The 24,375-nt window shown below is 65.8% G+C and carries 19 protein-coding genes and 1 riboswitch; of the genes, 7 read left to right on the forward strand and 12 right to left on the reverse strand.

The genetic code is table 11. From position 1 onward, the window contains the following. Positions 1-84: 84 nt before the first annotated feature. The 4 genes from ACVOMC_RS11600 to ACVOMC_RS11615 all read right to left on the reverse strand — a co-directional run bounded on the left by ACVOMC_RS11600 (position 85) and on the right by ACVOMC_RS11615 (position 6,736). Positions 85-750 carry an alpha/beta hydrolase gene (locus ACVOMC_RS11600; RefSeq protein WP_481524060.1) on the reverse strand — a complete coding sequence of 222 codons (666 nt, stop codon included), beginning with the start codon at positions 748-750 and terminating at the stop codon, positions 85-87. 51 nt (positions 751-801) lie between these two features. After that, complete coding sequence (gene mdoH / locus ACVOMC_RS11605) at positions 802-2,715, reverse strand: glucans biosynthesis glucosyltransferase MdoH (RefSeq protein WP_481524061.1); 1,914 nt, start codon at positions 2,713-2,715, stop codon at positions 802-804. A gap of 937 nt (positions 2,716-3,652) precedes the next feature. After that, on the reverse strand, positions 3,653-3,976 hold the full coding sequence (locus ACVOMC_RS11610) for a DUF3817 domain-containing protein (protein WP_481524062.1): 324 nt from the start codon (positions 3,974-3,976) through the stop codon (positions 3,653-3,655). Between the two features lie 165 nt (positions 3,977-4,141). Further along, complete coding sequence (locus ACVOMC_RS11615; RefSeq protein ID WP_481524063.1) at positions 4,142-6,736, reverse strand: bifunctional diguanylate cyclase/phosphodiesterase; 2,595 nt, start codon at positions 6,734-6,736, stop codon at positions 4,142-4,144. Between the two features lie 1,018 nt (positions 6,737-7,754). On the opposite strand from ACVOMC_RS11615, the gene ACVOMC_RS11620 reads away from it, so the two are divergent. The 3 genes from ACVOMC_RS11620 to pnuC all read left to right on the forward strand — a co-directional run bounded on the left by ACVOMC_RS11620 (position 7,755) and on the right by pnuC (position 11,837). Further along, positions 7,755-8,891: a phosphotransferase enzyme family protein gene (locus ACVOMC_RS11620; RefSeq protein ID WP_481524064.1), complete on the forward strand. Its 1,137-nt coding sequence runs from the start codon at positions 7,755-7,757 to the stop codon at positions 8,889-8,891. A 42-nt stretch (positions 8,892-8,933) separates the two neighbouring features. Continuing rightward, positions 8,934-9,029: riboswitch (TPP riboswitch) on the forward strand. Positions 9,030-9,099: 70 nt separating this feature from the next. Then, entirely contained in the window at positions 9,100-11,274 is a 2,175-nt protein-coding gene (locus tag ACVOMC_RS11625) for a TonB-dependent siderophore receptor (protein ID WP_481524065.1), read from the forward strand. Beyond that, entirely contained in the window at positions 11,271-11,837 is a 567-nt protein-coding gene (pnuC, locus tag ACVOMC_RS11630; protein WP_481524066.1) for a nicotinamide riboside transporter PnuC, read from the forward strand. Before ACVOMC_RS11625 ends, pnuC begins: the two co-directional genes overlap by 4 nt. Positions 11,838-11,871: 34 nt before the next feature. On the opposite strand, the gene ACVOMC_RS11635 is transcribed toward pnuC, so the two are convergent. The 4 genes from ACVOMC_RS11635 to ACVOMC_RS11650 all read right to left on the reverse strand — a co-directional run bounded on the left by ACVOMC_RS11635 (position 11,872) and on the right by ACVOMC_RS11650 (position 14,266). After that, the gene (locus ACVOMC_RS11635; RefSeq protein WP_481524083.1) at positions 11,872-12,264 is read right to left on the reverse strand and encodes an XVIPCD domain-containing protein; all 393 of its coding nucleotides are present in this window, start codon (positions 12,262-12,264) and stop codon (positions 11,872-11,874) included. 57 nt (positions 12,265-12,321) lie between these two features. After that, positions 12,322-13,224, reverse strand: coding sequence for a peptidoglycan-binding domain-containing protein (locus ACVOMC_RS11640; protein WP_481524067.1), 903 nt, complete (start codon positions 13,222-13,224; stop codon positions 12,322-12,324). Positions 13,225-13,254: 30 nt separating this feature from the next. Beyond that, the gene (locus tag ACVOMC_RS11645; RefSeq protein WP_481524068.1) at positions 13,255-13,671 is read right to left on the reverse strand and encodes a hypothetical protein; all 417 of its coding nucleotides are present in this window, start codon (positions 13,669-13,671) and stop codon (positions 13,255-13,257) included. Positions 13,672-13,882: 211 nt separating this feature from the next. Continuing rightward, positions 13,883-14,266 (reverse strand): hypothetical protein, encoded by a 384-nt coding sequence (locus ACVOMC_RS11650; protein ID WP_481524069.1) that lies wholly within the window; start codon positions 14,264-14,266, stop codon positions 13,883-13,885. Between the two features lie 1,098 nt (positions 14,267-15,364). Between ACVOMC_RS11650 and ACVOMC_RS11655 the strand changes: the two genes are divergently transcribed. Further along, complete coding sequence (locus ACVOMC_RS11655) at positions 15,365-16,630, forward strand: ferredoxin reductase family protein (protein WP_481524070.1); 1,266 nt, start codon at positions 15,365-15,367, stop codon at positions 16,628-16,630. A gap of 166 nt (positions 16,631-16,796) precedes the next feature. On the opposite strand, the gene ACVOMC_RS11660 is transcribed toward ACVOMC_RS11655, so the two are convergent. The 4 genes from ACVOMC_RS11660 to ACVOMC_RS11675 all read right to left on the reverse strand — a co-directional run bounded on the left by ACVOMC_RS11660 (position 16,797) and on the right by ACVOMC_RS11675 (position 21,181). Beyond that, positions 16,797-17,510, reverse strand: coding sequence for an ABC transporter ATP-binding protein (locus ACVOMC_RS11660; protein WP_481524071.1), 714 nt, complete (start codon positions 17,508-17,510; stop codon positions 16,797-16,799). After that, a complete protein-coding gene (locus tag ACVOMC_RS11665; RefSeq protein WP_481524072.1) occupies positions 17,503-18,705 on the reverse strand; it encodes an ABC transporter permease in 1,203 nt (400 codons plus the stop codon). The genes ACVOMC_RS11660 and ACVOMC_RS11665 overlap by 8 nt, the downstream gene beginning before the upstream one ends. A gap of 3 nt (positions 18,706-18,708) precedes the next feature. Further along, complete coding sequence (locus ACVOMC_RS11670) at positions 18,709-19,947, reverse strand: efflux RND transporter periplasmic adaptor subunit (RefSeq protein ID WP_481524073.1); 1,239 nt, start codon at positions 19,945-19,947, stop codon at positions 18,709-18,711. Positions 19,948-20,218: 271 nt separating this feature from the next. Then, positions 20,219-21,181, reverse strand: coding sequence for a GGDEF domain-containing protein (locus tag ACVOMC_RS11675; protein WP_481524074.1), 963 nt, complete (start codon positions 21,179-21,181; stop codon positions 20,219-20,221). A 126-nt stretch (positions 21,182-21,307) separates the two neighbouring features. Between ACVOMC_RS11675 and ACVOMC_RS11680 the strand changes: the two genes are divergently transcribed. From ACVOMC_RS11680 to ACVOMC_RS11690, 3 genes are all read left to right on the forward strand, one after another. Beyond that, on the forward strand, positions 21,308-21,928 hold the full coding sequence (locus tag ACVOMC_RS11680) for a serine hydrolase domain-containing protein (RefSeq protein WP_481524084.1): 621 nt from the start codon (positions 21,308-21,310) through the stop codon (positions 21,926-21,928). A gap of 422 nt (positions 21,929-22,350) precedes the next feature. Next, a complete protein-coding gene (locus tag ACVOMC_RS11685) occupies positions 22,351-23,100 on the forward strand; it encodes a DUF5343 domain-containing protein (RefSeq protein WP_481524075.1) in 750 nt (249 codons plus the stop codon). Positions 23,101-23,914: 814 nt separating this feature from the next. Continuing rightward, complete coding sequence (locus ACVOMC_RS11690) at positions 23,915-24,313, forward strand: transposase (RefSeq protein ID WP_481524076.1); 399 nt, start codon at positions 23,915-23,917, stop codon at positions 24,311-24,313. The last annotated feature ends 62 nt before the right edge of the window (positions 24,314-24,375 follow it).

Here is a 24,375-nt window from a genome sequence, read left to right on the forward strand (position 1 = left end):
CATCAATCTGCCACCGGATCGGCGTGCTCCCCGGCCCGCGACTGCTGTGCGGACCACACGCCGACCATGCTGCCAATACTCACATCATGCGTGCGCGAAACGAAGCTGCAGCCATTCAGCCAGCGCCTGGATCTCCTCGGCGCAGACCTGGTGGGCCATCGGGTAGTGGTGCCATTCCAGCGCGAACCCAAGCTGCCTGAGCACCTGCGCGCTGTGTTCGGCGATCTGCAGCGGAATCACCGGATCGCCACTGCCATGGGCCATGAACACCGGCTGGGCGGTGGCGCCTTCCACCAGCTGGCGGGCGGCGGCATCGACTTCGGGCAGGTAAGTGGACAGGGCGATCAGGCCGGCCAGCGGCTCGCGCCGGGTCAGGCCGGTAGCCAGGGTGATGGCGCCGCCCTGCGAGAAACCGGCCAGCAGGATGCGGTCGAGCGGAATGCCGCGCGCCTGTTCGCGTGCAATCAGCTCCTCGACCTGCGCCACCGACTCGGCCACGCCAGCGGTATCGGCGCGGCTGCGGAAATCCATGCTGACGATGTCGTACCAGGCCCGCATCGGCATGCCACCGTTGATGCTGACCGGGCGCTTGGGCGCATGCGGAAACACGAAGCGGATCGCCGGCCAGTGCGGGCGCACCAGTTCAGGCACGATCGGTGCGAAGTCATGGCCATCGGCGCCCAGGCCGTGCAACCAGATCACCGACCATTCCGGCGCCGCGCCGGTTTGCTGTTCCACTGTTTCCAGCATTTCCACGACTCCCAAAGACAGGCCCGCATTATGCCTGCCCCGGGCCCCGGCTCAGTCCTGCAGGGGCTCGCGCAGTGCCGCCGCTCTCAGTTCGGCCGCGCGCACCAGCACGGCCGGCGGTGCACTCTCCTCGGGAATGGACAGCAGGCCATGGCGCCGCAGCCAGTCGCCGGCGCTGCGCGAGGACGTCAGCGCCACCACCGGTACCGCCAGCGCCATGCCGATCACCACTGGCGCCATCCATGCCGCCAGCGGCGGCGAAACCGCATAGGCCATGCCGCCGACCAGCACCCCGAACACACTCAGGCCACCATAGCGGCGCAGCAGTTCCGGCCACGACACGCTGCCATCGTCACGCTGCTGCGCATCCCACCCCGAATCCTTGCCGGCCAGCACTTCGGCCACACCCCGCGACTGCACGTACATCACCACCGGCGCCATCAGCGCCGCCAGCACGGTTTCCAGCAGCACCGAGACCAGCGCGCGCAGCGCGCCACCGCAGCCGAGGCGTTCGTTGCGCGAGGTGAGCATGGCGACATAGCCCATCGCCTTGGGCGCCAGCAACACCGCCATGGTCAGCACGAACACCCACACCACACCGTCCTGGTCCAGCCCGCGCCAGTACTGCGCGGGGGCCAGCTGCAGGTGCAACTCCTGCGCCACATCGATCCCGCCGTGGATCAGTGGAATGGCCACCCCGATCAGCATCAGCATCGCCCACATCGGCGCGGTGAAGTAATGGCCAATGCCGATCAGCATGTGCACCCGGCTGATCCAGTGCAGCCCGCTGGCACTGACAACCTTGGCGTGCTGCAGGTTGCCCTGGCACCAGCGGCGATCCCGGATCAGCAGATCGGTCAGTGTCGGCGGGCCTTCCTCGTAGCTGCCGTGCAGGTACGGCACCATGTGGCAGGCCCAGCCGCCGCGACGGATCAGCGCCGCCTCGACGAAATCGTGGCTGAGCACATGTCCGCCAAACGGCTTGCGGCCGGGCAACTCGGGCAGCCCCGCCTGCTCGGCGAAGGCCCGGGTGCGGATCACCGCGTTATGGCCCCAGTAATTGCTCTCGGCCCCGTGCCACCAGGCCACGCCATAGGCCATCACCGGCCCATACACCCGGCCGCCAAACTGCTGCATGCGGGCAAACGCGGTACGGCCGTTGACGACGGCCGGCAATGACTGGATCAGGCCGACGGTGGGATGATTTTCCATCGCCGACACCAGCCGCACGATCACCTCACCGGTCATCAGGCTGTCAGCATCCAGGATCAGCATCTGCGGGTAGGCGCCTCCGAAGCGGCGCACCCAGTCGGCGATGTTGCCGGCCTTGCGCCCGACATTGCTGGCACGGCGCCGGTAGAACAGTCGCCCGGCGCCGCCGGTGGCCTGCACCAGCCGTGCGAACACCTGTTCCTCGGCGCGACCGGTCGCCTCGCGGGTGGTGTCGCTGAGCACGAAGAAATCGAAGTGATCCAGCTGCCCGGTGGCCGCAACCGATTCGTAGATCGCCTGCAGGCCGGCCATCATCCGCCGCGGGTCCTCGTTGTAGGTGGGCATCAGCAGCGCAGTGCGCTCACGCAACGCCGGCAGCGGCGTATCGGGATAGATGCCCAATTTCCGCCGCCCGCGGAGCAGCGCCTGCAGCCCCGCCAGACTGCCAACGAACGACAGGGCGACCCACGCGAACAGCAGCACGAACAGCGCCAGCAGGCAGACTTCCAGCACATTGATGCCGCCACTGGCCAGCACCCGGGCCATCATCGCGCTAGCTGCCAGCGTCATCAGCGCGGTCGTACCGAACACATACAGCCGCCGCAAGCCGATATTGGCCGGCGCGGTGAGCTGCCGCGGCGCATGAAGATAGCCGTCGCGCAAAGACTGCTCGGGCATTGCCAAGGGATGCTCGGCCGGCAGCACCGCCATACCGGCATCCCGTAGCGGTGAACCGGGAATATCGGACGTCACGCGCGGCGCCCCACGACGAAGGACAGGAGAAAACCGCGGCAATCGGGAAGATGACCGCGGCTTGGGCTGGGATGAACGCTGCTTCCGTGATGCACCAGAATTCCTCGATGGGACGGCGTGATAGGCGGAAAACGTTAGACGGTTCAACTTAAACCTGCGGCAAACGCCAGGCCGCCGGCGCGGTACCCATTCCCCCAACCCGATCAATGCGGGAGCCCCCTCCACCGCATCGCCGTACCGGCATCCTCAACGCCAGGTCCACCTCATGACGGAGCCCGCACCTGGCCCCAGGACCGCTCCATTATCAATGAACCCCCGGACGGCCACCACTTTGCTGCGGGCCGCCCCCGCAATCCGCCACCATGGCGTCGCCCAAACGCCCCGACGCCTCACAGCAGCACCGGCGCCCGCCGCTTCGCCTTTCCGGGATGTCCTGCCGCGTGACCTGAAAACCGGCACCGCTGGCAGCAGCAGGCGCCGGTCCCGACCCCGAAGAAACCGCCCACCGGTGGGCGGGATGCCTCACAGGGGCCCGCTCGCCTGCCGCTGCGCACCGGCGTCACGAAAACCAGCGCACGTTCGACAGAACCCGAAATGAACACGCGCCGGCTGCAACGCCGCGCCCCCCCGGCCCAGCTGCCCGAAGGCGTGCTCCGCGCAGGCGGTCGGCATGTGCGCCGCTGCAGACCTCTGCGGCAGGCCGTTCGTGCAGCACCGCCATGTTGAAGGCACCCGGCACGAGGCCAGGAATGCCATCAAACAAACCGCCGGAAAGATCACCGGCAAAAAATTGCGGGAAACGGTCGGCACGAGGCAAACCCTGGCCGGCATGACACAAGGGGCCGCGGACAAGGCCGCCGACAGCCCCAGAAAACACCCGGGCCGGACCGTACAGCGCCCCCGGCATGATCATCCGGGCACGGTGAAGCGCGGCCGATCAGTCCGGACGGTGGGACAACAGTCCGATACGGCGGAACCACATCTCCACCGGCACAGTGACCAGCGGCGGCACCGCGGCCACCAGCGCCACCAGCATCGCCCACAGCGGCCAGCGCAACCTGCCCCACGCATACAGGCTGACCACCACGTAGAACAGGAACGCCGCACCATGCAGCGGTCCGAAGATCCTCACCCCCAGCGTGGTGGTTTCCGTGCCGTACTTGAGCAGCATGCCGACCAGCAACCCGGCCCAGGTGACACCTTCGATAAACGCAGCCGCGGCAAACAGCTTGCCTGCGGGAGAGAGCGGTTTGGCAGACATCAGAAACCCGTGCGTGTGCAGAAAGGCCGGAAATTGTAGGCCAACCGCGCTGCTCACCCTGGACCAGCGCCGCTTTGCGCGACAGGCAGATCACATCCGTGCCGAAAGTCATGGCCGACTGCGCCAGGCAACGGCACGTAGGGACCATTTTTACCGCAGTCTTATTCAACCGACCCGGACGTTAGCTTTTTCAAGCTGGAACAGCACCCGCTCGGGGCGGTGCAGCAGGAAACCCTGGGCGTAGTCCACGCCGAGCTCGCGCAATACAGACAGCACGTTTTCGTCATCCACCCATTCGGCGACGACCTTCAGTTTCCGCTCGTGGCCAATCCTGGTCACGGCATCAATGATGATGCGGCTGACCGGCTCTCGCCCAAGGTCGCGCACGAAGCTGCCGTCGATCTTGATGCTGTCCACCGGCAGGTTCTTCAGATAGCCGAAGGAGGACATGCCGGCACCGAAATCATCCAGCGCGATCCGGCATCCGGACGCGCGCAGGCGCTCGATCACACGTGCCACGCGTTGCAGGTCGCGCACAGCCACCGTTTCGGTGATTTCAAAACACAGCCGCTCCGGCGGCACCCCGAACGTGGTGATCGCATCGAGGATGAAATCCGCCAAACAGTCATCCTCGAGGCTGGCGCCGGACAGGTTGATGGAACAGCTGTGCAGCTGGACACCGCACGGATGGATCCGGGAGAAGTTGGCCAACGCGGTACGGATCACCCAACGGTCCACCGCTGGCATCAGCCCGTAGCGCTCGCCGGCGCTGAGGAAGGCACCGGGCATGACCTCACGGCCGGTGTGATCGCGCATGCGCAGCAGCAGCTCCACATGCACCGCATCACCCGCCGCCGGGTCAAGCGCCACCAGCTCCTGGTAGTCCAGCAAAAGCTGGCCCTGCTCCAGCGCCCCGCGTAGGCGGTTGGCCCACTCCATCTCGCCGATACGCTGGGTGCTGGCGGCATCCTCGCGATAGGTGCAGACACGGTTGCGGCCATTTTCCTTGGCTTGGTAGCAGGCGCTGTCGGCCCAGGCCAGCAGGTCCTTGAGCGTGCTGCCTTCGCACTCGACCATGACCAGGCCAATGCTTGCGCTGACGGTATAAGTACGCTCCTGCCAGTGGAAAATATGGCTCTCGATGCAGCGCCGGATGCGCTCGGCGAGCGCTTCGGCCTGCACCAGGTCCACATGGAACGCCAGCAGGGCGAACTCGTCCCCGCCGAGCCGGCCGAGAATCGTGTTGCGGCCCAACACGGCGCGCATCGCCCGCGCCAGCTGTACCAGCAACTGGTCACCGGCCGCATGGCCGGACAGATCGTTGATCAGCTTGAACTGGTCCAAGTCGAAGTACAGCAGCGCGAACGGCGCAGCCAGTGCAGTGCCGTCATCACCGGCCAGCGCTTCGCGCAGCAGCCGCTCGAACTCGCGACGATTACGCAGTCCGGTCAATTCATCGTGCGTGGCCTGGTAATGCAGGCGCTCGGTCATCGCCCGCTGCGCACTGGTATCGGTGGCCACCATCAGCAAATGCGGCAGTGCCTCTACTTCCACTTGGGCCAGCGAGGCATTGATCCAGAAAGCCGCGCCGCCGGCCGGGGTCAGCATCACCTCCTGGCTGCGCCACCCACCGCCACTCACCGCCATGGCAATCGCGCGCTCGCAGGCATGGCTATCGGCGAACAGCGAGCACAGCGGTGACCCGACTACGTCACCCAGCAACTGCCGCGCCGCCTGGTTGGCGTAGGTAATGCGACTGCCATCACCATTGGCCAGCAACACCAGCGCCGGCAGCAGTTCGTTGAGAGTGCGGAAGCGTGCCTCGCTTTCACCGAAGCGCACGCTCATGCGCCGCCCCAGATCAACCGCGCGGCGCCGGGTCGTCATCTGCGACCACACCAACAGTGCCAGCAGGGTACTGATCGCGGTGCCGCCGATAATGATCGCGCGCAGTTGCCCCCATTCGAACAGGTCAGCGCGCGGCCACAGACGCATCTCCCAACGGCGGCCGCCAAAATCCAGTTGCCGCACTTGCTGGGGAACTTCGGCGACCGGCTTGGCTGACGCAAATACCGGGTCCTGCCCGGCAGGCGCATCCAGATCGCGAATCTGCACGTGCATGTATTCCAGCACGCGCCCCTGCAGCGCCTGGGTGATCATCGGCTCCAGTCGCATGCTGACCGCCAGCGCTCCGATCTCGCGCTGACGACGTTCAGGCACCGTCAGCGGAACCGCACCGGGAGAATAGACCGGCAGGCGCACGGTGACGCCGGTTGCACTGGCCGCCGCGTCCTGGAACTGCAGCAAGGGAAACGGCGCTGACGCGGTGGGCATATCGCGGTCCCGCGCCAGCTGCAATGCCCGTAGATTATCCGGCTGCCGGGTGATGTCGAAACCGACCAGCACCTCGTTTCCCTGCAGCGGCGCCACAAACTGGTAGCGGTAAGCCACCTGGCCGGGATTGGTGGCACTGGTTTCGGCGCGCGCGAAGCCGGTGAGTACATAACCTTGCGCCAGCTCCTGCGGACGCAGGTTCTTCTGGTATTGGGAGAACTCTTTCTGGTCCATTCCATCGCTGGAAAGGAACACCGTCTGCATCGAGCGCAGCACCATGGCCGCCCCCTTCAGCGGCTCGCGCATGCGCGACTGCGCCGCATTGGCCAGCGAGCCCTGCAAGGATTCAGTGCGCTGCTGCTGGTAGACCCACTCATGGCGCGCCAGAGCCGCCGTGCACACCAGGCCCAGCAAAAATACTGCCAAAGCCCAGAACGGAGAGGTGGGTACCAATCCGCGCGTAATCGCGTTGCCCGTACCCGTTTCCTCCGGTGTCCTCCCTGCCTCCCGTACTGGCATGAATCCGGCTCCCTGAAGATGACAACGACAATAATGCTCCCCCCCACCCGTCGCGCAGTGAAAGCGGCGTGGTCTATACACACATCGTCCGTGCCGCAGCAGCAGGCCGACTGTCGCCGATCAATAACCCTATCGGGTGATGAAAGGAATTCTTGAACGCAAACCCGGGACCGCAATCCATTTCTGAAACGGCGTGCCAGGTTTCACTTTTGACCACCATCGCCGCGCCGATTCATCCATGGAGCCGCCTCGGCCGGCCGGTTCCACGGTAAGCCGGACCGATGCCAAAACACACATCCCTGCCGTGGCCGCCTTCGCAATTCGCTGTCCCGCCAATCAAGTGGACTTGAGCGGGTCAGCTCACGGCACCCTGCGGAGCTGAACGCGTTGTTGAATCCAACAGGCCCTGTTCAACGAACGTGATGTGTCGAAGCCCATGCCATCGTTGTGGTGATAGAGGCGCGGACCACAGATTGACTTGGCTTGGCTCACTCGCACAGCAACGGTACGACGCCGGCGGCACGGGTCTCATCGCGTTGCGGTAGACCCGCCAGTGGCGAGGTGCATCTTCCCGCTCACCTTGCGACGAGCACGCTTGACACGACACTGCCCGGTGACATTTCCAGCCGCGCGCAACGATCCGTGGTTGCTACGACGAAACCTGGATTAATACCTGGCCAGATTGTCCCCGCTGTGAGAGAAGCGAAGTGGAAGCCGGAGCGACACAACGCGTGCGGCCAAAGTCGCTGCGGGGGGAATAGCTGCGGCAGCCGCATCCTGGCCACACCAAATTTCCAGGAACAGCGTTCACGGTTGGCGCGGGGTTACCTGGTTCAACTGCACCTTCTCCACGTGCATGGCCTTCCGCACCGCACGCGCTACCCTGCTGCTCCCGTCCCCCCTTGCACGTCACTACCGTCTTCCCATGAACAACACCGATCACCGCGTCCAGGGCCTCAACAACGATGAGGTGGCGGCCGACTGGCCTGCGATCAGCGCGCGCGAGATCGCATGGCTGAGCGGGCGTTTCCCGCAACTGGAAGGTGCCGGTGCGGTGTTGTGGCACAGCCCGCGGCCGATGTCAGCGGCGGCCATCGTCGAGGGCCGACACGGACAGGTGTTCATCAAGCGCCATCACCACAGCGTCCGCACCACGGCCAGCCTGGGCGAGGAACACCGCTTCATCGCCCATCTCGCCGCTGCCGGGGTACCGGTGGTGCAGGTACTGCGCGATCGCGACGGTGCCACCGCCATTGAACATGGCCACTGGACCTACGAGCTGCATGCGCTGGCCGCCGGTCAGGACCTCTACCGCGACGCACCGTCATGGACACCACCGCTCGATCCCGGACACGCGCGGGCCGCCGGCGCGATGCTGGCCACCCTGCACAACGCCGCTGCGGGCTACCACGCCCCGCAGCGCAGCACGCACATGCTGGTCGCACGCGATGACCTGATCCGCGCGGCCGATCCCATCGCGCAACTGCAGCGCGATCTGGTCGAGCGACCGGCACTGGCCGACTATCTGGCGCGCAAACCGTGGCAACACGACCTGCAGCAGACCGTGCTGCCGTGGCACAGGGCGCTGGGTGAGCGCCTGCACCGCGAACCGCGGCTGTGGGCACACAACGACTGGCACGTCTCCAACCTGCTGTGGCGCGACACCGGCAGTACCCCGAGGGTGGCCTCGGTACTCGACTTCGGCCTGGCCTCGCCTACCAGCGCGCTGTTCGATCTGGCCACCGCGATCGAGCGCAACGCGGTGGCGTGGCTGGAACTGGAGCGCGGCGCGCAGGCGGTGCATACCGATATCGCGCTGGCCCTGCTCGACGGCTACCGCCGCGTCCGCCCGCTGAGCGCGGCGCAGGTACAGCTGCTGGCCGACCTGCTGCCCATCGTCCACTTCGATTTCGCGCTGTCGGAAGTGGAGTATTTCCACGGCGCCACCGGCTCCACCGCCAACGCCGACATCGCCTGGCACACCTTCCTGCTCGGCCACGCACAGTGGTTCACCCGCAACCCGGGACAGGCGCTGCTGGCCGCGCTGCGCGCCGCCGCCTGAACCGGCGCACGGGCCAAATCCATCCGGTTGTGGTCAAATACGCCCCTGAAGCGGGGGTGCCTGGCGTGATCAGGCTGAGAGAGTCCCTTGGAACCTGATCCGGTTTGCACCGGCGTAGGGAGCTTTGAGCAGCACCCGAACCCCCTCTTTGGCGGGGTTCGTGCGCGCGCCTTCGCTTCGTCTCCCCTCCTGGCTGATGACGAACCGAATGAACCGCTGCTACCGAATCTCGCTGTTGACTGCCGCCCTGGGCGCGGCGCTGCCGCTGTACGCCAGCAACGTTGAAACCGAGGCCGCCGACCGCTCGCCCACCGAGCTGGCCGCCGTGCGCGTGCAGGCCAAACAGGACGCCGCACCGCAGACCATCCGATCCGGCAGCTTCGGCGGCGGCGACTGGAAGAACACCCCGGCCGCGGTCAGCGTGCTCGATCGCGCCCTGCTCGACAGCCGCCAGGTGCGCACGCTCTCCGAGCTGGCGCACAACGATGCCTCGCTCGGCGACAGCTACGCGCCGGTCGGCTACTACCAGAACATCGCCATCCGCGGCTTCGCGCTGGATACCGCCACCGGCTACCGCTTCAACGGCCTGAGCATTGCCGGCGAGCAGCGCCTGGCGCTGGAACACATCGCGCAGGTGGAAGTGCTCAAGGGCGAGGCCGGACTGGCCGCCGGCGTGATGGCACCGGGCGGCATCATCAACTACGTCGGCAAGCGCCCGACCGACGTCCGCAACCTCACCCTGGCCACCGATGCCGAAGGCAGCCGCTACGCCGCCATCGACGTGGGCCACTGGCTGAGCCCGCGCTTCGGGGTGCGCTTCAATGCCGCCTGGGACGACAGCAATTCGTATATCGAGCACGCCGATGGCCGCCGCAACTTCTATGCGCTGGCCACCGACTGGCGGATCAGCGAACGCGCCAAGCTCGAGGTGGATGCCAACTACCAGACCAGCGCGCAGCGCTCGGCCTCGGCCTACCAGCTGCTCGGCGCCAGTGCGCTGCCGGGCGAAGTGGACCGGGAGCACATGCTCGGCTACCAGGCCTGGCAACGGCCGGTGGGCATCGACAGCACCAACATCACCGCGCTGCACACCTGGGACTTCAGCCCGAACTGGCAGTCCCGGCTGTCGGCCAGCCACAGCCGGACGGTGATCGATGACAACGTCGCCTTCGCCTATGGCTGCTACTACGCCGCGCAATGCGCCGACGGCAGCGTGCCGGGCAACTTCTTCGCGCCCAACGGCGACTACGACATCTACGACTACCGCAGCCCCGACGACACCCGTCGCAACCAGGAGCTGCGCGCCGAACTGCACGGCCGCTTCAGCACCGGCAACATCGGCCACGAGCTCACGCTCGGCATGGACGGCTTCCACCGCACCGTGGACAAGCGCCGCAACGTCAACGAGTACGTCGGGACCGGCAACATCCATGACACGGAGGTACCGCAGTTCGCGCCCTCGCCGCTGCAGCCGGGCCCATCGGTGCGCCGCCTGGACAGCAGGCAGAACGCGCTGTTCGTGCTCGATCGCATGGATCTCGGTGCCGACTGGCAGTGGCTGGCCGGCGGTCGCTTCGTGCGGCTGGAGGAGACCGCGCGCAACAAGCGCGGCGCGCTGGAACGCGAAAGCCGCCTCTCACGCTTCTTGCCGCAGAGCGCGCTGATCTGGCGCGCGAACGATCAGCTCAATGTCTACGCCAGCTATGTCGAAGGCATCGCGCTGGGTCAGGAAGCGCCGTTCTGGACCGTCAACGACGGCGAATTCCTGCCCGCGGTGCGCTCGCGCCAGACCGAGGTCGGCGTGAAATTCGCGCCCTCCGATGCGCTGGCGCTGGGCGCGGCGCTGTTCCGCACCACCCAGCCGTTCCAGTACGCGCAGCCCGATGCCAGCGACGCCGGTTACACCTTCGTCGAGCGCGGCCAGCAGGCCCACACCGGTCTGGAACTGACTGCGCGCGGGCACGTCAGCGAGCACCTGCAGCTGACCGCCAGCGCCAGCGTGCTGCAGGCCGAAGCGCGTCGCAGCGGTACGCCGGCCTACGAAGGCCACCAGCTGATCAACGTGCCCAAGACCCGCGCCAGCCTGCACGCCGACTACGCGCTGCCGTTCGCCGAAGGTCTGGGCGTCACCGGCGGCTGGCGTTATGCCTCGGCCAACGTCGCCACCGCCGATGGCCGCGTGCGCGCACCGGGCTACAGCGTGGTCGATGCCGGCCTGCGCTTCCAGCACCGCCTGCATGCGCGCCCGGTGACCTGGAACCTGTCGGTGGACAACGTGTTCAACCGCTTCTACTGGCGCGATACCGGCAGCAGCTCCGGTGACTACTACCTGTTCCCCGGCGCGCCGCGTCAGGCCCGCCTGTCGGTCACCTTCGCGCTATGAACCCGGCGCTGCTGGAATGGTCGGCCGTCGTCTTCAGCGTCCTCGGCGTGTGGCTGATGGCGCAACGGCGGATGCTCGCCTGGCCGGTCGGACTGGTCTCGGTCGGCCTGTACGCGCTGGTGTTCGTGCAGGTGCGGCTGTATTCCGATGCCCTGCTGCAGGGCGCCTTCGCCGCGTTCCTGCTGTATGGCTGGCTGACCTGGCGCCAGCAGCTGCAGCACGACGGCCGGATCGTCATCGCGCCACTAGCCTCCCGCCAGTGGTCGCGTGACCTCGGCATCGGCCTGGCGTTCGGCCTGGCCCTGGGCGCGGCGATGCACAGTTTCACCAACGCCGCGCTGCCGTGGCTGGACGCGATGCTCGCCGCGCTCAGCCTGGTGGCGCAGTGGTGGCAGGCACGCCGGCATGTCGCCGCGTGGTGGCTGTGGATCGTGGTCGATGTGGTCTATATCGGCATGTACCTGGTCAAATCGCTGCACGTCACCGCTGCGCTGTACCTGCTGTTCGTCGGTCTGGCGGTGATGGGCCTGCGGGCATGGAGCAAGGCGGCCAGGACGGTCTGACGGGCCGGGGCCGGCTCATGCCGGCCCCGGCTTTTTACCCCAACCCAGGTTGAGGGGCGTGTACCTGTCCACGTTGCTCGGGCTGCTGCTCCTGCCGCCTACTCTGCGTTTCATTCAGTACCTGCAAGTGGGCGAGCGACTGCTCAACCGACCTGCCCAGCGCTTCATCGGTACGCATATGTGCTCGCAGATGCGCCGGATCATCTGGCACGCCTTGCACAACAAACAGGTTCTCACCGTGTTGGGCTGTCCCGGTAGTTCGGCTGAGCAGTACATGGTCTATCTGCGTCAGACCATTTTCTTTAGCCAGGCAGGCAGCACTTGCCACCAATCTGGCGCTATTGCCGTCGTAGTTCCTTCCCAGATTCTGCTCGAGACACCGCACGGCCCTCTCCGCCTGGCGATGCAACGGATCCTCCTCGGGCATAGTGCCGCTATGGAGGTCGAGGTAGCTGGGATGCACATCATGCTCCAACCGGTTTACCTATGGCGGGAATACTCTTGGCGCGATCTGCTGCAACGTGGCCGGATCGAGGTCGCCGCTGGCCGGCAGCCCCCGTGCGTTCTGGTAGTTGATGACAGCAGGCTGCATAGAAAGCCTGTAGACGCCATCTTCCTGCAAAAGCCCGCCATTGGTGTCACGAAAACCCTCCGCGTTCAAGCGCTCCTGGATCAGACGCACGATATCCGCCGACTCTCCAATGCGGATCACACTATCATCGATGACTGGCCTAGCTTCGATGCCTTGTGTCTGTCCCGCGGGATCAATGGACAGCCGGCCACTGGCCAGATCTTCAATATAGTTCTCATAGTGCTGGTAATAGCGGGTATCGACCTCGAAGTGGACATGCTTGCCAGCACGGGCGTTGAGCCCACGATTACTCTGGATACCAAGAGACTGGCCGTACCCGACCTCGTCGCCCACGTGGACGGCGATGGGATAGAGATGCCGGGCCCTCACAATCACCTCACCACCGCGCCTGTCGAGGATGTCGACAACACCATTGGCAGCGTCAACACGGCCGACATAACCTGCCATCGGTGCAGGCACATCAACCTGCCGCACGCCAGGCTGGCCACTCGCGATTCGCGAGTCCTCCAGTATGAAATCTTTCACGAGCAGAACCTGGTCCTGCGTCAATGCGCGATATTCGTCGGTGCGCGCCGCCTCCACCTCCTGAATTTCACCACCTACAACGCTGTAGGTCCGCCGGCGATGGTCTTCACCGCGGACAACCACTCCATTCAACAGCTGTGCGTTCCTGTTGTAGTCCGGGTGATGTGTTACCAGCCCTTCAAGGTCGTTGAACACTTCGTTTCTTTGAACTCTGTTCCGATCCGGCGCCCCCAGTTGCAGCATTCGATAGCTTGGCAATTCCCTTCCCATAGATTCTTCCTTGTCTGATCAAAAGCCCTTCTAGCGATCGCACTTCCTGTAGACATCGGCGTGGAATTCTGACGTAACGGAAAGATTCCCATCGCTGAGCACGAAAATTTTGGGGTCGCCTCTTTCGTAGACCCCGGAAGGTCCGACATCCACCAACGATTCAATCCTCCACGCCGGTGGCTCGCTCGAAATGACGGCCACCGCAGATGGGGTGCTCTGATCCTCATACCCTTGGAGCAACTCTGCGCTGATGTGCATCACGTTGTCCCCGTCGAGAGGTTGGCCACGTTGTGGGCAAACCGCCGATGCAGGAATCCAAGAGCCGTGCAGTTCCTGTGGATAGGACGCGACCGCTTTCGTACCAGTAGAAGACGCCACGCCCGCATCTGCGGTCATCGCAAAAGCAATGGCCGAGATGGCAATGGCGAGCGAGAATTTCCAGTTCATCCACCTGCACTCCCTGTCTGCGTGATTGAATCTTCGTCGTTTCGCCCCTCAAAGAAGCAGGCGGGAGGTTGTCCCATTCCGCTGCAGACTCAGCCAAGAACCGTTTGAAAGAAGAACGAACCATCCAGAAATCCTGACACCCAATACAGAACGGTTATGTGGCCATGCTTTCCTGAACCTGATGGCTGCTACTCGATCATACTGTCGGGGTTTATCTGCACCGGCGGTACTTTCTGGTCGCCTCGCCATCAGAGATGGTCAGATGATCATTTTTGACGATATACAGATCATCAGTAGTGATCCCTGGGGCGTTGTCTGAAGTTGCAGAAACCCGCCAGGCAAGCGGGCTCTCTGAAACACGCTCTATGGAAACAGGTGCCTCCTGATGCTCGTAGCCCATCAGCCGCGCCGTTTCCACTCGTATCGGCGCATCCAGATCTGGATCGATGGGCAACTTGCAGGAGCCCTGCCCAAGATCCCACGTACCTTGAAGCTCTTTGGGGTAAACCGGTGACGGCCCGCTCTTTGCGGCTGATACCTCATCAGCCGCCGATATAGAAATCAATACCAGAAGAACAGCCTTCAGCGGACGCATATCCATCTCCTTGTGAAGAGCACTAGCCATACAGCTCACCCGGCGCTAGCCAACAACCTGGAACAAAGCGACACACATTCCGTGTCACAGGCCTTTATTGGCTTGTGCATGATGCAATCCTGCGCAGTTGCGGCGCTGTGCCGGTCGCCTCCTTGTTGTAGATACAGTGGCAACAGATACACCGCCTTCGGGACATTGCCTGTCAAACGAATCGAAGAATGTCGGCAAATCACATGTGGCGGTGTAGGAAAAGACCACCAACACACGCGTCAATCCGGTATTCGACCGCGGCTCAGCCCCACACCACGCCGACACAACACAGACTTGGAGAGCCAGGAGTGCGAACGTATGGGTCGCATTCCCGTCCCCAGACCTGAAAGAAAGAACGGCAGCGTCTCGCCTGATAGAACAGGTATCTCAGCGTTGCTTCAACTACTGTCTTTCAGCCAGGCGGTGATCGGCCTGCGGGCATGGAGCAGGGCGGCCAGGACGGCCTGAAAACCACGGGCAGCACCGGGCTTCGATACTTGCCGGTCGAAGCCCGGCTTGCTGCAATCTCGCCCACTTCTTTGGAGTGCGCCATGCAGGACATCGGGGCGTAGTTGCTGGTAAATCCGGCTCGGGCAATGGTGGGGTGTCGTTGTGCGTCACCCTGCTGATGCAGCTGCGCAGCATCGCTGTGGTGACATGCGGCGCCGCGCGGATTGTTGTCGCTCTGCACATACGCGTCAGCTGACCGGAAACCTTTCACGAAATACGGGTCACTCCACTCTGATCCCTGTTTCTATCTGTTCCTGCTTTTTCAGCCCGCTCGGCTGCCGATGATCTACCCGCAGGTGCGGTGGACACGGAAAAAGCGTGGATGAAGGGCGAATCGAAGAGGCCCGGCTATGGAGGACGGGCGCAACCCTCACTGGGGCGTTGTCTGCACCTACCGCGTCCATGCCGGTCGTGGCCTGAGGTGTGTGCGGCACCGACGCGTCGAGGGAGGTCAATGCGGCCAAACAGCCTGACGGCGGCACTGTGCCGCCCCTGCCTGTCACTGCCATACTGCGTACGCGCCTGAACGGCATAGGCGCCCCACACAGGCCAACCGCCATGCGCTTGAAGACCGCCCCCGTGTTGATCGGATTGTCTGCGCTGAGTTTTGCGCTGGTTTTTGTCGATCTGCCGGCGGGAACCCGCGGCAGCATGGCGGCCATCAGCCTGGCCTCGGGCGTGGTGGCGCTGGTGATGATGGCCTGCGCCGCCTTGCTGGGTGCGCGCTGGAAAGTGGTGGAGTCGGCATTCGGGGGACTGGACCGGGTCTATGAAACCCATAAATGGCTGGGGGTCTGGGCGCTGGTCTTCGCCTCGGTGCACCTGGCATTCAAGGCGGGCATGCCGGGCTGGGAGACCGCCGCGATCATCGAACTGCCTGCGCCGGTGACGCGCCTGGTACGGCAGCTGTCCTACATCGCGCTGATGCTGATCGTGCTGCTGGCACTGAACCGCAAAATTCCGTACCGCACCTGGCGCTGGTGGCACAGGTTGTCCGGCCCGCTGTTCCTGATCGTGGTCCTGCACTGGCTCAGCTTCAAGTCACCGGTCGCGCTGGTGTCTCCGGCCGGTGTCTGGCTGACCATCGCCGCGGCGCTGGGTGCCGCCGGCGCCTTCTACAAACTGTTGCTCTATCCCTTTGTATCAAACCGCGCCGAATACCAGGTCACCGGCGCGGTATCCGGCCCTTCCGCGGTGCGGCTGGTGCTGTCGCCGCTGGGCCACGGCATTGAATACCGGGCGGGCCAGTTCGCTTTTGTGTCCTTCAGTGCGCCCGGGCTGCACGAGCCCCATCCGTTCACCATCGCCAGTGCGGGGACGCGCGGCGAGCCGGTGCAGTTCGTCATCCGCGCCCTGGGCGATTACACGCAGCGTCTGGTCCGGGAGGTTTCCATCGGGATGACCGCCGAAGTACACGCGCCGTTTGGGCGATTCATGCGGCCGGCGCAGGCGACCGCCGAGGTATGGATCGCCGGCGGCGTGGGCATCTCGCCGTTCCTGGCCTGGCTGGATGACCCGGCCGCGCGCGGATTGGAACGCATCACCCTGTTCAATTTCCAGACACCGGGCCGCGCGTTTCCCGCCGCCGAAGAGTTGGCCCCGCTCGCACAGCAGCGCGGCGTGGACTACGTGCCGATACTGGCGGGCGTGGAGACCCCCGCCTTCCAGGAGAAATTCGCCGCGCGGGTGGCCGAAGCGGGCCCCTCCCATCTCCAGGTCTGCTTCTGCGGCCCGGCCGGCCTGCTCGAGGAGGTCCGCAAGATCATGGCCGCCCATGGCGTGCCCAACGCCAACCTCTCGCACGAACTGTTCGATTTCCGCTGACGCGGCCCCACGGCCGCCGTCATCCAGACGGTGCAGCAGGCATCGGCGTACCCGGTGCCGGCGCGAATCCAGCGAGGGCCAAGCCAAGGCCACCGGGCTGGCGCCGCCCGGGTCCGGAAGCGCCCTGAACCACGCATGGGACGAGCGGGTGTTCCGCCCGCGGGGTTTACCGGTCGCCCCGCATCCCTTCGTCGGAGACGATGCGGCCGTCCACCAGCGTGATCTTGCGGTCGCAGGTTTCCGCCAGGCGCGGGTCGTGGGTCACCACCAGCACCGCGCAGCCGAACTGTTCGTTGAAACGGCGCAGCAACTGGAACACGTCCGCCGCGGTGCGGGTGTCCAGGTTGCCGGTGGGCTCATCGGCCAGCAGCAGGGAGGGACGGGTCATCAGCGCCCGGGCGATGGCCACGCGTTGCTGCTGGCCACCGGAAAGCTGGTCGGGAAGACGGTCGGCGAACTTCTCCAGCCCCACGTCGGCCAACAGGCCGCGGGCGATATCCAGCGTCTCGCGCGACGGCCGGCCCTGGGCGACCAGCACCGGCATCAGCACGTTCTCCAGCGCGGTGAACGCGCCGATCAGGTGATGGAACTGGAACACGAAACCGATCTGGCTGCCGCGCAGCGCGGTGCGGGCTTCGTCGTCCATCGCGCGGGTGGGCCGGCCGCCCAGATAGAGCTCGCCGCCGGTGGGGGAATCCAGCAGGCCGATCATGTTCAGCAGCGTGCTCTTGCCCGAACCGGAGGGGCCGACCAGCGCGGCGAAGTCGGCGCTGTCCAGCCTCAGGTCCACCCCGTGCAGCACTTCCACCTCGTTGGGCTGGCCCAGGTTGTAGGACTTGCGCAGCCCCTCCAGGCGCAGCACCTCGCGGACCTCAGACATGGCGGATGGCCTCCACCGGATCCAGCCGCGATGCGCGCCAGGCCGGCACCAGCGCCGCGCCCATGCCGGACACCGTGGCCAGGGCCATCGCCGCCAGGACCAGCGCCGGCGGCAGCACGATGGTGAACAGTTTCGGCCCGAAGCTGTTGAACGCGCCCACCAGCCCCCAGCCGGCCAAGGCACCCACCGCCGAACCGACCAGGCCCAGCACCGCGCCCTGGATCAGGAACACCTGCAGCATCTGCCGCCGCCGCGTTCCCATCGCACGCAGAATGCCGATCTCGCGGGTGCGCTGGGCCACGCTCACCGCCAGCACGCTGGCGATGCCCAGTGCCACCGAGATGGCCACGAAGAAACTGATCATGCGCGTGGACATGCTCTGCGAGGTCAGCGCGTTCATCAGCTGGGCATTGCTCTCCATCCAGCTCTCGGCCTTGAGCCCGGTGAGCCCGCGCAGGCGCGCGGAGGTCTGGTCGGCGGCGAACACGTCCTGCACGGTCACATCGATCACGCTGATGCCGCCGGGCAGCGCCAGCAGCGACTGCGCCTGTTTCAGATCCAGATACACGTAGCGCGCATCCAGCTCGCGCACGCCCAGCTCGAAGATGCCGGCAACGTTGATCACCGCCTCGCGGCCTTCGCCGGCGTCCAGGCGCAGCTTGCCACCGGTGCGCAGGCCCAGGTCCTCGGCCAGCTGGCGGCCGACCAGCCCGTTGCCCGAGCCCACCTCCAGCCGGCCCTCCACCAGGTTCTCCTGCAGAGGGATCACCCGCACATAGCGCGGGAGGTCGATGCCGACCAGGGCCACCGAGGCGGTCGCATCGCCGCGACGCCCGAACGCCGGACCGGACACCACCGGCGAGACCGCGCTGACCCCGGGCAGGCGCTCGATCACCTCCAGCACCTGCTGCCAGTTGTCGATGGGCCGCAGCGACTGCGGGCGCGGCTCCTCCAGCACCAGCTGCAGGGTGCCCGGTGCCGCCGGCGCGATCTGGTTGACCTCGCGCGGCGCCTCCACCCGCACATGCGCCTGGGTACCGAGTGTGCGTTCAATCAGGTTCTGCTGCAGACCGGCGATCAGCGCGGTGACGAACACGATCACCGACACGCCCACGGCGATACCGAACAGGATCAGCAGCGACTGCGCCCGGCCCTGCCGCAGAAAGCGCATCGCGATGGTGGATTCGATCCACATGGCTCAGCCGGCGTCGCCGGCATCGGCCGCGGGCAGCGTTTGCGCCACCGGCGGCGGCTGCAGGCGCAGGCGCACGCGGGCACCGTCGGCCGGACGCCCGGTGACACCCAGGGCGCCCGCCGCCACGATCTCGTCGCCTTCCTCCAGGCCCTCGACGATCTCGGTCATCGCCAGCCCGCGCAGCCCCAGGCGCACCGCCACGGGCACTGCGCGACCATCACGCACGCGCAGGATCTGCGCGCGGTCCGAGCCCGGATCGGCCGCGATCAGCGCGTCGTTGGGCACGGCCAGGGCACGCGGGCGCTGGCCGGTGAGCAGGGTCGCGGTGACGGTCATGTCCTGACGCACGAAGTCGACCGGCGGATCGATGCGAAGGCGCACATCGACCGTGCCCCGGGCCGGGTCGACCGACGGGGCGATGTGGTACACGGTGGCGGCAAACGGGCGGCCGGGCCAGGCGTCGGCCACGCAGGTCGCCGGCTGCCCGACCTCGAGCAGGGCCAGATTCTTCTCGTCCAGCGGCAGCAGGATTTCGCCGGGCGCATCGCGGGCGATCTCCAGCAGCACCTTCCCGGCACTGACCGTATCGCCGGGCTCCACCTGGCGGGTCAGCACGGTGCCGGCGACGGTCGCCCGGATGACCGCGCGCTCCAGCTCGGCTTCAGCCGCGCGCAGGCGTTCAACCACCTGGGCTTCGCGCGCACCGCCGGTCACCGCTTCAACCGCCACCTGCGCCTGATCGGCCACCGCGCGTGCGGCGACCACCGCCTGCCGCGCCTGCTCCACGCTCTCGCGCGACACCAGCTGCCGCTGGCCCAGCGCGGCGCGGCGGGCGGCCTCGCGCTCGGCCTGGGCCAGGTCGGCCCGGGCCTGGCGCAACCGCGCCTGGGCGTCGGGTCGCTCGGCCTGGCGCAGCGCCGCCAGCGCCGCGCGTGCCTCGTCGCGGCGCGCTTCCAGGTCGGCGGCGCGCAGCACCACCAGCACGTCGCCCGGTGCGACCCGGTCGCCGTCCATCACCCGGCGCTCCAGCACCAGACCGGAGATCTCGGTCCCCACTTCCACCCGGGACAGCGCCGCGACGCGACCGGTAGCGACCACGTTCTGCACCAGCGGACCGGCGCTCACCACGTAGCCCGGCAGCAGCGGACCGCGCCAGCGGACACTGCCCCAGGACAGCACTGCCAGCACCAGCACCACGGCACCGGCGATGATCCATTTCCGCCGAGCGGAGGCGTGTGGCATGGGCGGGGCACTCTGGAAACCAGGGGGTATCTTCACCTGTCCATCGTCAGGGCGACAATGGCGGAGATGGAACGGTGTCAGCGCGGGCACTCCCCTGGCGCGGTGCGCCACTCCCACCCGGCAGCAAACGGCGGGAACAAGCGGCGTGATCCTTCCCCCGGCAGCGGTACCCGATGCCGGTGGCCGCTACCCTGCATCGCCGGCTGCAGGCCCATGCGCGACTGGCCGAGGTACGGGCGCGGACAAGCGCCTGCACGCCCCCGTACCGGCCTCACGACAGCTCCACGTCCGCATCGGTCGACGCGCGGCCATCGGCGATGACGCCGGTTGCCGCCGGCAACGCCCACTCCACGCGGTTGCGGCCGGCCTGCTTGCCGCGATACAGCGCCGCGTCGGCCTCCTGCATGGCGCGCTCCAGCAGGGCTTCGGCGGCAAAGCGGTGCGAGATACCCACCGTCACCGTGCAGCGCAGCCCTGCATAGCGCGGGGCATGCAGCAGGACTGCGGTCGCGATCGCGCCACGGATACGTTCGGCCACGCGCAACGCGGCCGCGTCATCGGCGCCCATGCAGATGGCGGCGAACTCCTCCCCGCCCAGCCGGCAGACCAGATCGTCCTGGCGCACCGCACCACGCAGGATCTCGGCCACCGCGCACAGCACCGTATCGCCGACGTGGTGGCCGTAGTGATCGTTGATCTGCTTGAAATGGTCCACATCGACCAGCAACAGCCGCGCGCTGGCCTGTGGACGGCGGAAGCGGGCATCGAGCGCCTCGTCCAGGCCGCGGCGGTTGAGCAGCCGGGTCAGCGGGTCGCGGGCGGCCATGTCGCGCAGCGCGTCGGTGAGACGGCGCAGCACCAGCCACACGAGCGCCGGCGGTAGCAGCGTCGCCAGCGAGCACATGTACACATAGAAGACCATCTGGAACGGGCCATCCATGCCCAGCGCGGCAAGCCCGCCGCCCAGCAGCTTGCCGAACTTGATGACATTGAGCACGCAGATGCCGCCGATCAGCACGGCAAACAGCAGCACCTCGCCGCGCAGGTCGCGGGCGAAACTGCGCAGCCCGTACAGCAGCACCAGCACCATGGCGGCGAAGGCCAGCGCGCAGGCGGCGGCGAGCATGGCGTAGCGCGCCACCGGTCCCCACAGCCACTCCACCCCGATCTGCGCGGCGGCATAGCCCAGCCCCAGCGCCAGCAACGGCCGAAGAAACGCGCTCCGCCCACGCAATACGCCGCAATCGAGCACAGCGTGAACACGTGGTTGACCACGCTCATCGCGCTCCATCCCGGCGGCCCTTCCAGCAGCTGCAGCACATAGGCCGTGCCGAGGGTGAGGTTGCCCACCGCGCGCGATGTGCTGCGCCATTCCAGCGGCTTGCCCAACTGGCGCACACAGCCGGCGCAGGAAACACTGATGCCCGCCTTCAAACCGGGCACGCGCATCGGCTATTCCGGCGAGGCGTTCTTCTGGCTGCAACTGGTGGTGGAAGCGCTGACCGGGGAAAGCCTGGACGAATCGATGCAGGCGCGCCTGTTCGGGCCGGCCGGCATGACCGCCAGCAGCTACGGCTGGGATGCCGACATCGCCGCGCGCTCGGTCTACGGCCACCGCGCCCATGACCGGCCCGGCACCGGCATGCCCCGCCAGTTGCTGCGCGACCAGTGGAGCGCGGCGCAGCCGGTCGCCGAACGCTGGGGCAAGCCGCTGTCGGCGTGGAAGTACGACGATGCGGTGCGCGCCCTGCCCGACGTGCTGGCCAGCGCGCCGCCCGGGCTGGTGCAGTGGCAGGGCGACATCATGGCCAATGCCGCCGCCAGCCTGCGCACCACGCTGCGCGACTACGCCACCTTCATGACCCTGATGATGCCGCGCACCACGCCGGCCGCGTGGGAGGTCAAGGAAACCACCCGCCAGGCGATGCTCACGCCAGCGGCCACGACCTGCTCGGTTTCGATCTCTGACCCGAATAGCTAGGTCAGCAAGGGCCAAACGGGGCACTCCACTCTGACCTCTGTTTTACTGACCCCTGTTTTACTGTTTTTAGCTCGCGCCGCGGTCCCTGCTGGGCGAGAGCCCACGGTGGATCTTTCTCTGAGCCGAATGCACTACAAACTCAACCTTGGGTCTTGCCATGCTACCCGGAGGGGACGGGATTTTGCGCATTCCCATCCATTTCATAGGCTTTTAGCGGCCAGACCATCACCATCGCATTGATGCATACAAACTTTTCATAATAAAAAATCTGTTCTGTATCAATGGTTTGTGCGATTCACCGAGAAATTATATTTCCCGAATACAAGATTCCGGCAGAAATGTTGCGGTCAAGTGTTGCACGCCGGGAAAGGCTGTGGTGAACTCCACTCGTCCGCACACCTCAAACGGGCGAGGGATTCTCCATGAACGACAAGACCGTCAAGCCGCCGTACACCTCCTACCGCAGCTTCATGAATCTCATGAGCGAGCTGAAGGAGCATGACGTTACGCCCGCGGCCATTGATCGCAGCTATCTGAGCAAGCGCTCGGGCTCGGAGAAGTCCGCACTGATCGCAACTCTCAAATGGTTCGATTTGGTCGATGAGGTCGGCATCCCAACCGAACGCCTCAATAGCTACATTGCGGCGGACGAACAGGAATCCAAGACCCTCCTCAAGGAAATGGTCGAATCGTCCTACGGGGCGATTACGGACGGCACCTTCAATCTCCGCAGCGCGACCACTTCGCAGCTCGCCGAACAGTTTCGTCAGTACGAGATCAGCGGATCGACCCTTAACAAGTCGGTCGCTTTCTTCCTCGCGGCTGCCAAAGAGGCGGGCATCGTTGTCAGCCCTCACGCAAAGGCACCACCTGTCACCGGCGGAGGGAACGGGAAGCGGAAGACGAAGGCAGCGACGCCGCTGCCCGTCGCACCGCATGCCCCGGCTCACCCTGCGCACGAGCCCTCCAAGCCGAGGCCTCCGCGTGACGGCATGGTGGCCATCCCGATCCCCATCTTCGGCGGTCAAGACGGTGTCATCTATCTCCCGGGACAGATGACCGAGAAACAGTGGGAGAAGGTCATCAAGATGACGGAGTTCATCTTGAAGAACTACCGCGACACGATGGCCGAAGATGCCCCGGAAGATCGGGCAGAGGAGGAAGACTCGTGACATTAGGCCGTGGCCGCTCGCTGACTACCGCCGCGGGTGGCCCAGATAAAGCAACGCCCCAACTCAAGTTCCCCGTCGCGAAACAGGCTTGAGTTGAGGCGCTAGGTAGGCAAAAACGCTGGTGCGGTTGGTTCGGAGTTGGAAACACCCCTGCAAGGGTGCCTACAACGATGTTCCGAACCTCCGTACCGGCATCACGGCATGGCAGTTGAGGGTGTCCCTCTGCCGATTCCGCGGCCCGTACAGCACAGGGAGTATAGCGCCCTGGGACCCGGAATTCCGATATCGCCCTCACAAACCCGGCTTGCAGGAGGACTTATGTCCCACGCCAAGACGGTGCATGTGTGCGCGTATACCCGGGTCCGTAAGGGCCGTCTGGAGTACGTCTGCCAGCATTGGCGCAGCCCTCCGGGCTAAGCGCAGCACCCGGGAGGCGTCCGTCGTGGCGCCCTCCCGTCCCTCTTGGGCGAGGACACCTCTACAGGCCATCGGAGGTGATATATGAACCCTTCGGAAGATGAGAAGGCCGTGGCGCGGTGGATGCTCGATCAGTACCGGCGGCAGAACCGCTTGGTGCAGTCCTCTGCTGCGCGCGGCAGGAGTTCCGCAAGTTGACGCCTGACGACGTGGTGTGGAGTCGGAGTTCGCAGACGTGGCGGCAACGCCGCGAGTCTGATCCGCCTGACAAGTGGATGGTGCGATAACGGGAGAACCGGGGTCAGAGTCGAATTCCTATGTTGGAGCCACAGCTTTTCCGATATGCAAAACCGCGCTGGCGCCATAGCGTTGAGTAGAAGCTCAACGGAGGAAAGAAATGGCAAGGAAGCCAAGGATCGATCTGGCCGGTGTCGCCCAGCATGTCATCCAGCGCGGCAATGACCGCCAGCCCTGTTTCTTCCGCGATATCGACCACCAGCGTTACCTGCAGGACCTGCGCGAAATCACACTGGCCCGCGACTGCCGCGTGCACGCCTACGTGCTGATGACCAATCATGTGCACCTGCTGATGACGCCAACCCGTGTGGGCGCCATCAGCAGCGTGATGCAGGCGCTGGGGCGACGCTATGTGCGTTACATCAATGATGCATATGGCCGCACCGGCACCTTGTGGGAAGGACGCTACAAATCCCACCTGGTCGCCAACGACGAGCATCTGCTGCGCTGCGACGTCCCCCCGCTTTCAGTAGCGGTCGGCTTTGGAGTCCGCGGTTAGGGTATCCGAGGCGGCCAAGGTTTTGGCATAGGCTTCCGGTGTGAGCCCGCCGAGTGCCTTCT

The organism is Stenotrophomonas sp. STEN014 (assembly GCF_056760315.1).